The following is a 15710-nucleotide window of genomic DNA, read 5'->3' as shown; positions in this document are numbered from 1 at the left end:
TCCAGGCAAGTTGAACTCAACCATCGAGGCTCGAGTCGTGAACCGCAAGCAAAACGACGCATCCCAGCATTCACCTAAACCGGTGTCCTCTAACGGCATGTCCTGGGGGGCGCTCGGAATCGTGTTTTCTGCAGTGCTATACGCCGGCGTCTATGGCAGTGGCTGGGCACCGCTGGAACGTTATTTTCTCGGGCATCCGGTCGCCGTCGCCGCCACCGTGCTGTTTTGTATCGCGGCTGCGGTGCTGCTTGGCAAATTTTGCCAGACCACCGTCCAGTGGAACACGCTTGCGGCAATCCGTGACGAAGATCTATCGCCCGCAGGCCAAGACAAGACGTTGGCTCAGCGATGGCGAAAAAAACATGACGCTGGTCACGTCGCCAGCCATTGGTTGACGCAGCTGCGTGAATTGCCCGCTCGCACACGATCCAGTTTGTTGCTGCGGCGATTAGAAGAATTGCTGACGCGTCAAAGTCAACGTGGCAGTACCAAGAACCTTTCGGATGACTTGCGTGAACTTTCCGGTCGCGATGCCGATGCCGCTTACGACTCGTTTGGTTTGGTGCGGATCATCGTCTGGGCAATTCCCATGCTGGGATTCTTGGGCACGGTGATCGGGATTACTCAAACGCTCGGTGGGCTCGATTTTTCCGATGGGACCGCTGCCGTCGATCGACTCAAAAGCGGCTTGTATGTCGCCTTTGACACCACGGCACTTGGGTTGGTGTTATCGGTTGTTGCTATCTTTTTGCAATTTCCAATCGAACGCAGCGAACAACGTTTGTTGTCAGTGATCGATGCTCGCGTTGGACATTTGGTCTCGGATTCCTTGCCAAGCGATGAAGCGGCGGACGACCAGATCGCGATGATTGCCGATCTTTGTGAAGGGATTCGCATCGCCATCGCGACCTCAATCGAATGTCAATCCAATCTGTGGCGGCAAACGATCGATGAGGCCAAAGATCATTGGAAGAGTGTGCATGAAAGCGATTCCAATAAGATCGCCGAAGCCTTTGACAAGACGCTACGTCCGGCACTGCAAGAGCACGCCAGCGTATTAGATGATTCGGCGCGTTTGGCCAGCGATCGTTGGGAACAACAATGGCAAATGTGGTTGGACGCCACGTCGCATCAAACGAAGTTGATGACGGTTCACCAGGACTCGTTGCAGAACCAATACGAATCGCTCGCCGAGTTGAACCAACGCGCCGCCGCGGTTGCCACGATGCAAAAATCGATTGACGCGAGTTTGCAACAATTGAGCGAGACCAATTCCGCGATCGATCGCAGCATCCAAGCCTCTGCGGGCGATGGGATGGCTGACGCGATGCGTGTCCTCGCGCGTGCCGTCGATGTGTTGACCACGCGGTTGCCTTCGCCATCGAGTGGTTCGTCCAGCGGCTCACCGAGTGGTTTGTCGTCGGTTGCCAACACCAGTTCGTCGGTTGCCAACAGCAGCGTTGAGCAACGAATTGATCAGGCTCATCGTGATGGAAAACCGCTTCGTGATTCGAATAAAGTAAGGCGTGCAGCATGAGTGGGCGAGGTCGCCAACAACTTTCGCCGACCTTGTTCCCCTTTCTCGCTGTTCTTGTTTGTACCCTTGGGACGTTGATTCTGTTTCTGGCTCTGGTAGCTCAGGATTCAACGCAAAAAGTAAAGCGGCAAGTCGAGGAAGAGGCCAAGACCCAGGCGAACGTGGCACAAGCGGAATCGGAACCGCCGATCCCCAGCGGGTTAACTGCTGCGGCGGTGGAAGCGATGATCGCCGAAGAAGCGTTTCGCGTTTCGCAGTTGGTTGCGTTTCGTGATGCGCAGGCCGCCGACGTCGAACAGCGACGCGATCAACTGACTCATCTCGAGGATCATTTACGGCGTATTCGCGACGAGTTGCAGCGGCTCAGTGATGAAGTCAAACGGGCAACCGGCGAAGCCCAGGCTGATCAGATCGACGAGGCTAGCGTGGCGGCGCTGCGCGAGCGATTGCAAGCCGAGGAGCAGTCTTTGGTTGAACTGAAAGAACAGGTTCAAAGCCAATCACCGCGTATCGTCATCGTTCCGCACAAAGGACCCAATGGGACCGATCGTCGACCCATCTATCTCGAGTGTACCGCGCAAGGACTCGTGATTTGGCCTGAGGGATCGCTGATTCCGATGAAAGGACTTCGCGATTCCCAAACAGGATCGAATCCGCTGGACGAGGCACTCCGTGTCGCTCGCCATCATGTGATGCAGAACTATGGTGATAACGTGCCGCCCTACCCTTTGCTCGTCGTTCGTCCGGATGGCTACGCGTCCTACCATTTGTCGCGGATGGCGCTGGGCGATTGGGATGATCAATTTGGCGTCGAACTGATTCCCGATGAAGTCGAGCTAGCGATCCCCAACGCAGATTCCAACCTGAAGAGCCGGATGGATGAGGCGATACAATCCGCGATCGCTCGACAACGCAGCGCGGGAACACGCGAAGTCATCGCGTTCGGAGAAAAACGAACCGGGAAACCGCGTCCACTCTCGGCCAAAGATCTTGATATGCAAGCTCAATCCAATGGGTATGAATCAGTGCGTGGCGTACGGACAAGCGGTTGGGATCTGAGCAAGGCATCTCCGTATAACGTGGATCGGTCGGGGCAATCACAACGCCGCGGGGCGACCAGCGATACGCATGCAAGTGAACCGAATCAATCGGCGGCGATCAGTGCTCGAGAACTCGCGCAACTCGAAGATGAGATGCGGCGAAGTGCGGCTGAGATGCGGCAGTCCGGCAGCGATGGCCAACAAAACGCAGAAACATTATTGTTGGGCGACCCCAATGCTAAGGGTGGGAACAGCGATGCCGCGTCGAGCATGGCTTCCGCTGGCTCAGGATCGTCGCTGCTTGGTAATCCCGCGACCGGCACCTTCGGCGGGGGCAGCATGGGGGCGGAGACGCCTGCATCGACCGATCCCCCGAGTTTGCGGACTTCAGCTGGGGGCGACGCGAGAATCAGTGAACTGCTGAATCAATCGCATGGCAAACCGGAAATAGGAGGCGGCCCGAAATCCAACACACAGGGAATGTCGTTGTCGATGCCCAGCGGTGCCAATGTTGGATCGGCTGGCTCGGGCGGCGAGACCGAAGCCGGTGACAACTCAAATGCGGGTGAATTGTCCCGTTCGCCGGCTTCCGAAGCGGGTTTGACGATGCCAAGTTACGCCGCGATGGGCCCTGGTGATACTGCAACGGGTGATACTGCAACCGGCAGTGACAAGGGCGTGAAGGGCGCAAGCGGAGGGACATCAGGATCACAGGCCTCTGGTCAAGCGTCGGCATCAGGATCGCCGCAAAGTGGCGCGTCCAGTGGCAGCGCAGGAGCGGGTGGTTCATCGCAACCGCCGGCCGAAGGGCAAATCGGTGGCAGTCCGCCGCCACAGAATCCAAACCTTGTCAAACCAAACAAACGCGACTGGGCGTTGCCCGATTCGGTAGCGCAATCGCGTGGCAACTCGATCGTGCGAACCATCCGCGTCGTTTGTGACGAGGGCCAATTTGTGCTGCTCGGATCGGCGATGAGCGGTGGCACCGAGGTATTTGGATTCAGCGATAAACCGGTCTCCACCGCGACGCTTGAATTAGCAACCGCCGTTCGTGATCGCATCGATCGATGGGGGCCCTCGTTGCCAGGAGGGCGTTGGTCACCGGTGCTTGACGTCGAAGTCATGCCGGGCGGAGAAGCTCGCTTCGAGCAACTTCGCGAATTGATGCAAGGCAGTGGCGTCGAAGTCGTTGGGAAGGTGGCACAATGAGTGGATCCAAACGTAACCGAACGACCTTCGAGCTTGGGCATGATGCGTTTTTAGACATCATCGCTAATCTTGTCGGCGTGTTGATCATTTTGGTGGTGGTGCTGGGTACGCAATCGTCCAAAGTGATTGAAGAGATCAAGACACAATCAAATCTCGAAAACGAGCTTGTTCAGGTCGACGCTCCGGCCAGCGGGCAGCAATTAGAATCGTTGGCAAGTTACTCGATGCGTGCCGCTTCGGCGCAATCCGATTCGGATCGTCTCGAAGCCACGGTGAAACGTTTTGATAACGAGCTCGAGATTCGCCAGCAGCAACGTGACGCAATGCTCGATTTGTTGACGGAAGCCAAAGCGGCTTGGGAAGCCGAGAAGGGTAAGTTCGACAAGGACGCGACGGCACTCGCCAAACGGAACCGCGAATACGATGAAATGATCAAGCGGATGAACGAACTGCAGGGCGAACGCGAGCGAATCGAAGGGCAAGAAGCACCGGTCGTCGCAGTCCAGCATTTGCCCACTCCGATGGCGAAGAAAGCATTCGGCGACGAAGTCTATTTTCGGCTCAAGGGCAATCTGTTGTCGGTCGTTCCGCAAGTCGCACTGTTTAAATCGGTGCGTGACGCGTGTGTGCCCGACTTGCGGACTTCGCGAACCGGATTGATCAAGTCGGCGGTCGGACCGATTCGCGGTTACGTTTGCCGCTTTGTGATGAACAAGGAACAGGAGATGATTCGGATCAATGGCCAAGCAGGGATTCGTGCGACGATCGAACCGGTGCGACTCAGTATCGAGCCGCTTGAAGAGCCGATCGGTCGACCGGTCGACGAAATGCTGGTCCAAGGAAGTGACCTGCATGTAGAGCTTGCCGGTCGCGATCCCGCGACGACGGTCGTGGTCGTGTATGTCTATCCCGACAGTTTTGCCGAGTTTCGCAGGCTAAAGGAATATTTCTATTCACGCGGGTTTGCCACCGATGGAAAACCGATGCAAATGGATAGCGGCATCACCTTTGCCGAAGGTATGCCTGGCACGATCGCGCAGTAGCGTCGACTGCGTCGCTGCCCGTCGCGGGACTCGTCAAGAGTTCCTTCCACCCTTTGGCCCCCCGGCGAAATTCACGCACGACTTTCGCTACACACGCGCCATCGAGACGATTCGCCGTTGACCGCTGAGGTCTTTGATGAATCGCAAGTCACCGAGGGTTGGGGTCACTTCGACAAGTTCCTCGCACAATTCCGCGATCATCGGGCTGATTTCAATGATCAATCGGCCGCCAATTTCGAGTCGCTCGGGAGCGGTTTCGAGCAATCGTTTGATGATATCCATTCCATCAATGCCGGCGACCAGCGCTTCGCGAGGTTCGTGATCGCGGACGGTCGGATCGAGCTGCTCGTACTCGGATTCGCTAACGTACGGCGGATTGCTGCAGATGATGTCAAACGTGGCGGGTTCGGCGACCGATTCAAACAGATCGCTGTGCACGAAGCGAACCGAGTCGGTCGCATTGAGATGTTCCGCATTCCAGGTCGCGATTTTCAAAGCCGCCTCGCTGAGATCGATAGCAGTGATCTCGGCATCTTTGATGTTCTTGGCCAGCGTGATCGCAATCGCTCCGCTGCCGGTACCGACATCCGCAATGCGAATCGGTCGGTCGCTGATCTTCATCGCCTTGGCAACATCGAGTGCTTCAATCACAAGATGCTCGGTTTCCGGACGCGGTATCAACACGTTTTCATCCACGCGAAAACGCAGCGAGTAGAACTCGCGATAGCCGACCAACTGAGCCACCGGAGTGCCTTCACCACGACGGCGAATCATTTCGCGAAACGCCACACGTTGCTCTTCGGTTGGAACTTCGCTGAACGCGGTGTACAGTTCGATGCGGGCGCAATCGCGGGCATGCGCGAGCAAGACTTCGGCATCAAGCCGAGGCGATTCGCTTCCCCGACTTTTGAAAAAGTTGGTGGTCCACTCCAACAGTCGCAGCACCGTCCACGGCTCTTCCTTGGTGTCCGACATGAGGTTTCCTTTTAGGGGAATCGAGTCAACGCAGCGTTACAAAACCAAATCGCAACTAGCGAGCGATTAGTCAATCATATCGCCGCGAAGTTGGTCGCGATCGTATTCGATCATCGCTTCGGTGACGGGGCTTAAGTCACCTGCAATGATTTGGTCGAGTTTGTAAATCGTCAAATTGATGCGGTGATCGGTTAAGCGGTTCTGAGGATAGTTATAGGTGCGGATACGCTGACTGCGGTCGCCCGAGCCGATCAAGCCTTTGCGTTTTTCGGCAAGCTTTGCGTCTTCCTCTTCGCGTTTCTTTTCGTAAACGCGTGCCTTGAGAACTCGCAGCGCGCGAGCCAGATTTTTGTGTTGACTCTTTTCATCTTGGCACTGCACGACGATGCCGGTTTCATGGTGTGTCAACCGAATTGCCGATTCCGTTTTATTGACGTGCTGACCGCCGGGGCCGGACGCACAAAACTTGTCGACTCGATAGTCGTCGGGCTTGATGTTGACTTCGACGTCTTCGGGTTCCGGCATGACCGCGACGGTCGCCGCGGAGGTGTGGATGCGGCCTTGCGTCTCGGTTTCAGGAACACGCTGGACACGATGTCCACCGGATTCGTACGCCAGGTCGCGATAAACGTTTTCGCCCTCCAACGTCAGCGTGATGTCTTTGAACCCGCCCATTTCGGTGGCGCTATGGTCCATGATCTCGGTCTTCCAACCTTTCGATTCCGCGTAGTGGCGGTACATTTCGAAAAGGTCACGAGCGAACAACGCCGCTTCATCGCCACCGGTGCCCGCGCGAATTTCCATCACACATCGAGTCCGGTGCGAATCCTCGCCCCCGACCGTTAGCGAGAGTAGATCTTCCCACAATGCCTCGCGGCGTTTGCGAAGCCCTTCCATCTCGGCTTCGGCCATTTCACGTTCTTCGGAATCCTCGGCCGCTTCCGCCATCTCTTCGCAGCCGCGGATTTCGTCGGTCAGTTTTTTGAACTCGCGGTACTTCCCTGCGACCTTGGCCAGCCCGCCGTGTTCGCGTGCCGCGGCACTCATGCGTGCCCCGTCGGCAAGCACTTCAGGGTCGGACATATCGAGTTCGAGCTGCTTAAAGCGAGCCAGCTTTTCTTCGAGAGTGTCGCGGATCGTACTCATGGGGAGTCATTCAGGAACGAGGCGGAAAGCAGGGTAAAACCAAGGAGAAAACGGTCTGTCACACGTATCATAAAAAACAGCCGCACGCGTCCCAATCGAGGACGGTGCGGCTGGATGTCGTGTTCAGTCGTGGCGAAGCTATTTTTTGGCTTTCTTCACTGGCTTCTTCGATGCCAGGCTGCCGTAGGTTCCTGCAGCAAATTTCTTCTGGAACTTGTCGATACGGCCCGCGGTATCAACGAACTTCAGCTTTCCGGTATAGAAAGGATGACATTCGCTGCAAATGTCGACCTTCAATTCAGGTCGCACGCTGCGGGTCGTAAAGGTGTTGCCACAACCACAGGATACGGTTGTGTCTTGGTATTTAGGGTGAATGCCGTCTTTCATGGCAGTTTTCTCTCGTGGTGTGGGGTTGAGCGCACTGGCTTGGTACAGTATCGCGAGCGAGGAATCCTACGCTATCGGCCCCGCTTTGTTCAAGGGCCTTTGTTGCCCAGAAACCCCCGGTTTGCCCGGCCATACCCGTTTTGTCAGGTATTGCCGTTTGCACGGGCCCGCTTGAAGGGGGGCCAATTGCCAAAATCACCATTGCGGTGAAGACTTTCAGCCAGGGGGGCAATAGTGTAGATGTGTATCCTATTATGGCGGACTCAGGATGAAATCCGCCAGCGAGCATTGGAAGGATCCACTGGTGATCGGCACTTCGAGTGGCATGCGTGCAGCGAAAACGCCACAAGGACCGATCAAACTGCGTAAATCTGGTACAGCATCAGATAAACCAAGACCCCGGTTACCGAGACATACATCCAGATCGGGTAGGCGAATCGAACCAGCTTCTTGTGGGCGATGATCCGTCCTTTCATCGCCAAATAAACCGCTCGCAACGCCAGAAACGGAACGGCGATCGCCAACACGAGGTGAGTGCCCAAGATGCTGAAGTACGTGTATCGCGCCGCGTCCGAAGCAATCGATGGGTCGGTCGGGAATCGTTTGTTCGGTTCCCCGGTCGTTTGATACAACGCCACTTTGTGCAGCAGGTATAACGCCAAAAACACCCCACTGACGCACAGTGCCGCCAGCATCATCTTTTTGTGTGCTCGCGGATTGCCTTGGCGAATTCGGATCAAGCCGAGTGCTAGCAAAACAGTCGCCGTGGCGTTCAGCGTTGCGGTTGCGTGAGGCAGATTGTCTGCCAGGAATTGCCACATCGCTCAGGATGCCTTTTTCTCGGAGGACGAAATCATTTCTTGAATCTTCTCTTTCAGCTTTTTGAACTGAGCTTTTTCGGGCCAGTTGTAAAAGCCTTCGATTTCACCCTCGGGATCGACGAGCACGAAACGCTCGGTGTGAAATTGTTTGTCCACAGGCATCCGGAATACTTCCGATCCGACGCGGCGAATGTAACCGAGATCACCGGTCATGAATAACCACTGGTCACGGTCGGCACCAAACCGGGCCGCGTACTCACGCAGGATTTCGGGGGTGTCGGTTTCCGGGTCGACCGAGATCGCAACAAAACGAACACCTTGGCCGGCGAATTCGTCTTGCAGTTCCTTCAGCTTCTGGTTCTGGGTGACACAGATACTCGGGCAGGTACTGAAAAAGAAGCTGACCACGTAGGGCTGGCCTTTCAGATCTTCGCTCGCAACCTGCTCGCCACTTCGCTCGGTCAGTTCGAATTTGCTCAGCCACTCTTCGTCTTCCGGTGGATGACTTGGCATCGCATTTTCAACGTTGCTGGGGTCGACCGCGTCGACGTCGACACCCGCATCGGTAAAGACTTCTTCGCCGGGGCCAGGACCGTTGGCACGTTCGGATTTGCGGATTTGACGCATGCCTAGTCCGAGCACAAGTCCGGTGATCAGGATCAAGATTATATGGAGGGTCGTTCGCATGATCGATTTCTTCAAAGCGAGTCGCGGATTTGATTTTTTAGGTGGGATGTCGCGGTGGTTTGCGATTGCGTTAAACAATCACATCCACTTTGCGGCTGCCGCGTACGAGTCGCCATGCAATCAACGTGACCACGATCGTGGCAATGATCGTGACGCTCCAGCAAGTCGCGCTCGAGGGGGCGAAGCCGGCACTACTAAAATCGACTTCGGGGTAAATCAACCGCCGCATTTCCAACATCGAATAGCTGAGCGGATTGATTCGCATCATGCCGCCAAGGATCATTTGGCCAATCGTGGAATCGCTCCAGGCAGGGATTGGAAAGAACGATCCACTCAGCAGCCACATCGGCATCAAACCGAGCATCATGATCGCATGGAACCCCTGAGTGCTGTCCATCGGCCATGCCACGATCATTCCCAGCGAGCACATGCCAATGGCAATCAGAGCCAATAGCGGCATCAGCAGAAAAATACTGCTGCTAATCGACGCGGTGCCAAACAGATACACCAGCAACAGAAAAAACATTGCTTGGACCCAAGCAATCGCGCTGCCGCCGATGACTTTGCCCATCAGCACGGGCCAACGTCCCACCGGTGACACCAATACCGATTGCATGAACCCTTCACGGCGGTCTTCGATCACCGAGATTGTGGCAAAGATCGCGGTGAACAAAACGATCAAGCCGACCGTGCCCGGCAGAAAGAATTCCATAAAGTTCTGGTCGCCCGCGACGGTGAACGCACCACGTAGTCCGGTGCCAAACAGCATCCAAAACAGCAGCGGTTGCACGATCGCCGCCGAAACGCGGTTGCGTTGGCGAAAGAACCGCGTCCATTCGCGTCGGGCCAGCATCCAAGCCGCCGACATGCCCGCACGCGCCGAAGTCGGGTTGGGTTGGCCGACGGAATCGGAACTCGAGGAAGGAGATGTCGTGATGGCGCTCATAAAGGTCTGCGTGATTACTGAAACTGGTGACCGGTTTTGGCGATGAAAACGTCTTCCAAGCTAGGGCGACCGATCGAGATCGATTCAGCCAATTCGCCAAGTTGTTCGGAGATCAATGGGACAAGTTGTGCAGGGGTATCGCTTTGCAATCGCAATTGATTGCCGATCGATTGCGATTCCAGTTGCAGGTTTTTGCTCAGCTGACTCGCGGCCGCCTTGGGATCACTCGTTTCGATCGTGATCACACCATCGCCGAGGTCACGGCGAAGTTGGTACGGCGCTCCTTCGACAACCTTTTGTCCCTCGTGCATGATCGCAACACGATCCGCCTTGTCTGCTTCCTCTAACAAGTGCGTTGTCATCAGCACCGAGGTGCCCTGGTCGCTCATCGCGCGAATCGCTTTCCAGAGGTCGAGGCGTGCGCCAGGATCCAGACCAGTGCTCGGTTCATCCAAAAGCAGCAGTCGTGGTTGGTGCAGCATGCCTTTGACGAGTTCGACGCGGCGTTTCAAACCACCCGAAAGCGTTTCGCAATAATCGCGGCGACGATCGGTCAGATTCAATTGCTCGAGCAGTGCATCGCGGCGGACGTTCAATTCACGTCCGGTGATTCCGTACAGCGCTCCCTGGCAGGCGATGTTTTCATCGACGGTCAGTTTGTTGTCCAAGCTCGGTGACTGAAACACAATCCCGATTTGACGGCGAACCGCTAACGGATTGGTGCGGCTGTCGATGCCGCCAATTCGGATCGTTCCATGTTGGATCGGCAGCAGCGTGCATAGCAACCGGAACAACGTCGTCTTGCCGCTGCCGTTTGGCCCCAATAATGCAAAGATCTCACCGGCGTGCGTGGTCAGGTCGATGCCTTGTAACGCCCACGTCGTCTCGCCCGACTTGGTGTCATACGCATGGCGAACGGATGTCGCCACGCAGATCGCAGTTTGTTTCGCTTCGCTCGAGGGAGACGGTATCTCCGCCGGCAGGATCGTAGATTGATTCACGCTTTGTCTCACAACACCGTTCGTACGGTCACAATGGCCAACACCGCAGGCAACACCAACAGCGAGGACCGCAACAGTTTGCGAGCCATCACGTCGTCCGGAGTCGCGGAGAAGCGAATCGATGCACGCAGCATCGGGTAGCATGCGAAAATCGCAGCCACCGATGCAATGATCATTGCTGGGATCGAACCGCCGGGGATCACGCACAACGCGACACTACAGCCCAGGATCGCAATCGAACCGGCAATGCTTTGTGCCCCGGCCGATCGGCCGCTCGGGTCGACCGTCGTCGACATGCAGAATCCTGCTTCGCCATATTGGCGGCGGTACAGCCAAGCGATTGCCATGAAGTGCGGGTATTGCCAGGCGGCCAAAACCGCGACCAATAACCAACCCGTCCAATCTTCGATCCCACCGCCCGCGGCGGTGTAGCCCATCAACACGGGCAAGGCTCCGGCTACCGCTCCGACGGTGGTGTTCCATGCGGTGCGTGTTTTCATCGGAGTGTAAACCAGCACGTAAAGCAACCAGGTCGCAACGCCTGCCAAGGCCGGGGCGTAACCAAACTGCCAAACCAGAATCGCAGTACCGATCACGACGAGCGCTGCGGTGTAAAGGATCGCTGGTAGCAGCTTGACTCGCTCGGCCGGCAACGGCCGCGACGCGGTTCGCGTCATGTTGCAATCGATGCGTCGTTCCCAAATCTGGTTGGCCGCTCCGGCGCTGCCGGCGACCATCGCGGTGCCCATCAGCAACCAAAGCATATCGAGCGTCGCGATCCATCCGCCTGCCGCGATCATTGCCGAAGCGACGGTCGTGACCAAAATCATGGTCACAATTCGCGGTTTGGTCAGTTGGATATAGTCAGAAAAAAGACTGGGGCGCGTCGCCACAACAGCCTGTGTCGTTGTCGGGGCGGCGGCCTGTCCCCTGCCCTGCCCTGCTCCATCAGCATCATCCGGCCCATCGGCAAGTTCGTGGGCGGCATCTCGAGGGTGGGATTCCCGCTGGCTATCCACTCGTTTTCCTTCGCTCACGTAACGAACCCTCGCCGACGAGGGCGTCAGTGGATCGGCGATTAATATCTCTGTCGACACTTTTTATTCGTTCCTAGTTAAGTCGCCGTTTCGCTCGTGACGGAAGCCATGTTCAGGTTGCGAACACGCAGTATACGGACCCATGCAAACGTGGAAACCGCAAGAATCAAAGATCCGGTCGCAACATGCGAAGTGACAAGTAACGCATTGGCGTAATTCTTTGACTCAATGACATAACCCTCCGCTCCAGGAAACCATCCCAGAAACGCAGGCCAGCCATAGTGAACTACCCAAGTGCCAATACCCAGCAAAATTTGAATGCCCACTAATCCTATCAAGGCAACCCCAGGACGCGACAGCGTCAAATCGCCGCACTTGCGTAATCGGGCCCAGGCAACGACCACCATCAACCACAACACAAACGCCAACACGACATGCGTCGCGGTTGTGTGTAAAAAGCCTGTGGGAGACCCAGTGGGCTGCAAATGCCGTAATCTCGCCCCTAAAACCAGTTGCAGATAGCAGGTCACCACCAGCAGAGAGAGGATTCCAAACGTCCCTTTGGCGAGCCGAGGTAACGCGACGAAATTTTCCGAATCGGGTTCCGTTCGTTCCGGCTGAGGGGCCGATTCGGATTGCGTCTCGTTTCCTTTGCTGACTGGATATCCTGCGTTGCCGGAATAACGGAACCACCAGCGGCTGGTGATCACCATCCCCGTGACGGTCAGAGCAAAAACGATCGGGGCGGTCGTGCCATGGATCATCGCAAACGTGCGGTCGCCCAGCACCACTCGGATGCCGCCGAGCCCCCCTTGGATGATCACCGCCACCAAGATCATCGTGGCAAAGCCTTTGACCCAGCCTCGGTGCTCGGTCCGCCAAGCTGCCACGACCAAGCCAATCGCGGTGAATCCAAGCAGCGCACCCAGCAAGCGGTGCCCATGTTCAATAAACAAGTCAAACGGGCCCAACAACCAAGTTTTATAGGGGTACAAAAACAGGTTGTAGCCGTAGGTGTTGGGCCAATCCGGGACCGCCATTCCAGCGTCGTAAGTCGTCACCATCCCGCCCACCCAGATCAGCGGCCAAGTCAGGCAGACGGTCAGGATGGCCAGTCGATGGACGGTACGGTGATGAGGGATGCTTTTAGATTGCATGTTGCATTTGTTAACGAAAGAAGGTCGCGTGGGGGCGGCGCGTGGGTGCGGACTTAGCGATTTTTGTGTCGCATCGAATGAACGCGTTCCCCCAAGATGCCGCCTAGGACTGCGCCGCCTGCGCCAAAGCAGAAGCCGGCAATCAGCCCCGAAAAGCCGAGCAGTGCCATGGAAACCACTCCGATGATCACCCCGACAATCGCGCCAATCGATCGATACGTTTCTTGAGTCATGTGAAGGTTCGTTTCAGCAGAGAGTGTGTGGGGGAAGGTCCAGCGACCAGGATCGAAACGCCGAACATCTAACGCAACGAGCATTGCGGCAGCGGGAATTCAGCAAGCCTAAGGTTTTCCGAGCGATTGAACATAGCGGACCAAATCCCAGACTTGATCCGGTGTCAATCCTTTGCCGCTCTCGGTCTCGGTCACCTCCAAGCTTGGCATCGGGGTTCCTGCAACGCCTTGGGTAATCCGTCGATAGAGTGTCTCGCCATCGCCCCCCCCACGGAATACGCCGCCTTGTAATCGCCGCGGAACAAGGGGGCGTGGTTTTGGGGCACCCGCTTTGCGGAACGGTTTCATCGCATCGCGATCGGTCGGCGTTAACCCCAATCGCGTCGAGTACTCTTTGGTCCAATCATCGTAGTCCAGCGTCACTGCGGCGCCGTTCCCCTGGGGGCCGTGGCAACCGACGCAGTTCGCGATCTGGCCATGGAACAGTTCACGGCCTCGTTCGATCGAATCGCCGTCACTTGTCGCGGCAACGCTTGTCGCTGCGGGCACTTCCACCACCGTCTCGTCGGCGCGGGCCCAATCGTTGACGACATCCTGAATGATTTCGCGAGTGGCCTCGGCGCCTTCGCTTGCGGTTTGAGGATCGCTTGCCGATTCCACATCGCTGGCGTTCGCTATGCGGATCCGTAAATTCTCTTCGGGAGGCGCCGTGTCGTAGCCCAATTCGACCGCTTCGGCCAGCAGTTCACGTTCGACTTCGCCACGAATCGACAGATAGATCACATAATCGACCAGTGCGTCGATTTCCTCATCGGGCAGTACTGAAAACGAAGGCATTGCCGTGCCCGCTTCGCCATGAACGAGTGTGCGACGAAGGTCCGCTCGCGTCGGTTTGGCATTCCGTCGTGTCGATTTCCATTTAAAAACGCCATGCCGAAAATCGCGAGGGTAGGGATTCAGTGCCAACGAAGTAGGGCCGAACCCGTCGCCCGATAGCCCGTGGCAATGGACACAGTGTTCGCGATACAGTCCCAGATGGCTGCCGTCTTGCAAGCTCGAAATGGGGCCTGCTGACCTCGCCAGTCGGTCAACATCGATCAGCGATCGGGCCGATTCACTTAGCAGTTCGCTCGGCCATTTTGGCTCGTTCGGCGTTCCAAACACCTGTTCCAGCACCGCCGACGTGTCGGTTTGGGCGGCATCCATCTCCGCCGACCGCGATTCAGCGAGCGTCAGCGAATAAAGCGTGTTGGGCTCAAATTGTTCAATCTTTGCGTCACATCCGGTGATCACAGCCAGCAGCGGCAGCGGACAGAGGGTCAGCACGAAAGAGCGGACGAGAGGGGGCATATCGAAAACGGTCGCAAGTTTTGGGAAAGGATTCGTCCCCTATTGAACCGCGTAAACCCGTCCGCCGTAAACTCCACGGATTGTCGCATCGGCAAAAAAAAAATGGCAGGCACATCAAGGATGGGCCTGCCACGAATCGTTGGATTGGGATCGATCGCGATTTGACTCGCGTTTCCCTACTCGCCGCTCAACTACTCAGCGCTCAACTACTCGGCGCTCAACTACTCGGCGCTCAATGCCCCTGCAGGAACCACAACGGTTCCAAGGTCATTCACGCCAGCTTTGATGGTGACGTCAAAACGGCTTCGCGACCATTTTTCAGCTTTGCCGTTAATGGTGACATCGTCAATTTTGCCCGCTTCGTGGAAGACGCGGAACGTCAATTCCTCGCCTTCGGGCAGGTCCTTGATGACCAGGTCACCGTTTTCGTCGCTCTTAGCAACGTAGGGGTGTTCCAGGACCACGACGTAGGCTCGCATCCAAGGGTGAATGTTGCATTCCACTGGGATTGGCGCAGGTTCGGTTTCTTCGAGAACGACTGATTTGTCTTGCCCCGGTGGGATCAAGAAGTTTTGGGCCGCGTTCTTAAAGAACGGCAGGTTCGCATTGTGGCCCACGGCGTCGGGGTTGGTCACTTTCAGCGTGTCGCCGGTTTGGCAAATCACGATGTGGGGTTCAAAGCGACAGGCATTGTTTTCCAACACATGAGTGTTTTTCTTTTCAGGGACATCGTCGAGTTTCGATCCACCGCGGCCGGTGTAAACGTAAACCACGACATCTTTGATGCCCTTGTTCTCTTTGTTGACCAGCAATCGTTCGTTGAAAATCTGGTGTTTTCCACAGAATTCTACGTCTTTGTTGACAACCAGGGCCGAGGGATCCTCAGCGTCACCTGCGTATTCGAAACGCAGTTTCAGATCGGCAGCGTTGGAAACGGCAGCAGTCGAGGCCAGCAGAGATGCTGCGGCGACACCGCAAAACATGTGAGTTAATCGAGTTTTCAAAGCTTGTCGTCGAGTCTTCAACGTTAATTCTCCCAAGCAGGGTTAGAGGATTTCAATCCTTGGCGGTCATCGGCCGCAGGATCATCAGCGTGGTTTCAGTTCTCAAATCGTAACGATTTTTGGTTTTAATGCCGCCC

The 15710-nt window shown here is 56.3% G+C and carries 15 protein-coding genes; 3 read left to right on the top strand and 12 right to left on the bottom strand.

Annotated elements, in window-relative coordinates; translation table 11 throughout:
- Positions 1–37: 37 nt before the first annotated feature.
- Genes ABD971_RS06805 through ABD971_RS06795 form a run of 3 tightly spaced genes read left to right on the top strand, consistent with a single transcriptional unit; the run spans position 38 to position 4829 of the window.
- Entirely contained in the window at positions 38–1537 is a 1500-nt protein-coding gene (locus ABD971_RS06805; protein WP_339936687.1) for a MotA/TolQ/ExbB proton channel family protein, read from the top strand.
- Positions 1534–3786 carry a hypothetical protein gene (locus tag ABD971_RS06800; RefSeq protein ID WP_345320614.1) on the top strand — a complete coding sequence of 751 codons (2253 nt, stop codon included), beginning with the start codon at positions 1534–1536 and terminating at the stop codon, positions 3784–3786. The genes ABD971_RS06805 and ABD971_RS06800 overlap by 4 nt, the downstream gene beginning before the upstream one ends.
- Positions 3783–4829, top strand: a complete 1047-nt coding sequence (locus tag ABD971_RS06795) for a hypothetical protein (RefSeq protein ID WP_339936691.1) — start codon at positions 3783–3785, stop codon at positions 4827–4829. The genes ABD971_RS06800 and ABD971_RS06795 overlap by 4 nt, the downstream gene beginning before the upstream one ends.
- A gap of 87 nt (positions 4830–4916) precedes the next feature.
- Here the strand turns inward: ABD971_RS06795 and prmC are convergent, their stop codons facing one another.
- The 12 genes from prmC to ABD971_RS06735 form a co-directional block, all read right to left on the bottom strand.
- Positions 4917–5804, bottom strand: coding sequence for a peptide chain release factor N(5)-glutamine methyltransferase (gene prmC / locus ABD971_RS06790; RefSeq protein ID WP_345320611.1), 888 nt, complete (start codon positions 5802–5804; stop codon positions 4917–4919).
- A 66-nt stretch (positions 5805–5870) separates the two neighbouring features.
- Positions 5871–6950, bottom strand: coding sequence for a peptide chain release factor 1 (gene prfA, locus ABD971_RS06785; protein ID WP_339936696.1), 1080 nt, complete (start codon positions 6948–6950; stop codon positions 5871–5873).
- Between the two features lie 138 nt (positions 6951–7088).
- Entirely contained in the window at positions 7089–7337 is a 249-nt protein-coding gene (rpmE, locus tag ABD971_RS06780) for a 50S ribosomal protein L31 (protein WP_339936699.1), read from the bottom strand.
- A 356-nt stretch (positions 7338–7693) separates the two neighbouring features.
- Positions 7694–8158 (bottom strand): DUF420 domain-containing protein, encoded by a 465-nt coding sequence (locus ABD971_RS06775; RefSeq protein ID WP_345320608.1) that lies wholly within the window; start codon positions 8156–8158, stop codon positions 7694–7696.
- A gap of 3 nt (positions 8159–8161) precedes the next feature.
- A complete protein-coding gene (locus ABD971_RS06770; RefSeq protein WP_339936703.1) occupies positions 8162–8845 on the bottom strand; it encodes an SCO family protein in 684 nt (227 codons plus the stop codon).
- Between the two features lie 70 nt (positions 8846–8915).
- Positions 8916–9791, bottom strand: coding sequence for an ABC transporter permease (locus ABD971_RS06765; protein ID WP_425571267.1), 876 nt, complete (start codon positions 9789–9791; stop codon positions 8916–8918).
- A 14-nt stretch (positions 9792–9805) separates the two neighbouring features.
- Positions 9806–10792: an ABC transporter ATP-binding protein gene (locus tag ABD971_RS06760; RefSeq protein WP_345320606.1), complete on the bottom strand. Its 987-nt coding sequence runs from the start codon at positions 10790–10792 to the stop codon at positions 9806–9808.
- A gap of 8 nt (positions 10793–10800) precedes the next feature.
- Positions 10801–11889 carry a heme o synthase gene (gene cyoE / locus ABD971_RS06755; RefSeq protein ID WP_345320604.1) on the bottom strand — a complete coding sequence of 363 codons (1089 nt, stop codon included), beginning with the start codon at positions 11887–11889 and terminating at the stop codon, positions 10801–10803.
- 17 nt (positions 11890–11906) lie between these two features.
- Complete coding sequence (locus ABD971_RS06750; RefSeq protein WP_345320602.1) at positions 11907–12986, bottom strand: COX15/CtaA family protein; 1080 nt, start codon at positions 12984–12986, stop codon at positions 11907–11909.
- 53 nt (positions 12987–13039) lie between these two features.
- On the bottom strand, positions 13040–13219 hold the full coding sequence (locus ABD971_RS06745) for a hypothetical protein (protein ID WP_339936711.1): 180 nt from the start codon (positions 13217–13219) through the stop codon (positions 13040–13042).
- A 108-nt stretch (positions 13220–13327) separates the two neighbouring features.
- On the bottom strand, positions 13328–14569 hold the full coding sequence (locus ABD971_RS06740) for a cytochrome c (protein ID WP_345320599.1): 1242 nt from the start codon (positions 14567–14569) through the stop codon (positions 13328–13330).
- Between the two features lie 221 nt (positions 14570–14790).
- Entirely contained in the window at positions 14791–15552 is a 762-nt protein-coding gene (locus ABD971_RS06735) for a methylamine utilization protein (protein ID WP_339937177.1), read from the bottom strand.
- Positions 15553–15710: the final 158 nt, after the last annotated feature.

This window comes from Novipirellula rosea, from assembly GCF_039541335.1.
In the GTDB taxonomy this organism is placed as follows: domain Bacteria; phylum Planctomycetota; class Planctomycetia; order Pirellulales; family Pirellulaceae; genus Novipirellula; species Novipirellula rosea.
This window is presented reverse-complemented; position numbering and strand designations above follow the sequence as displayed.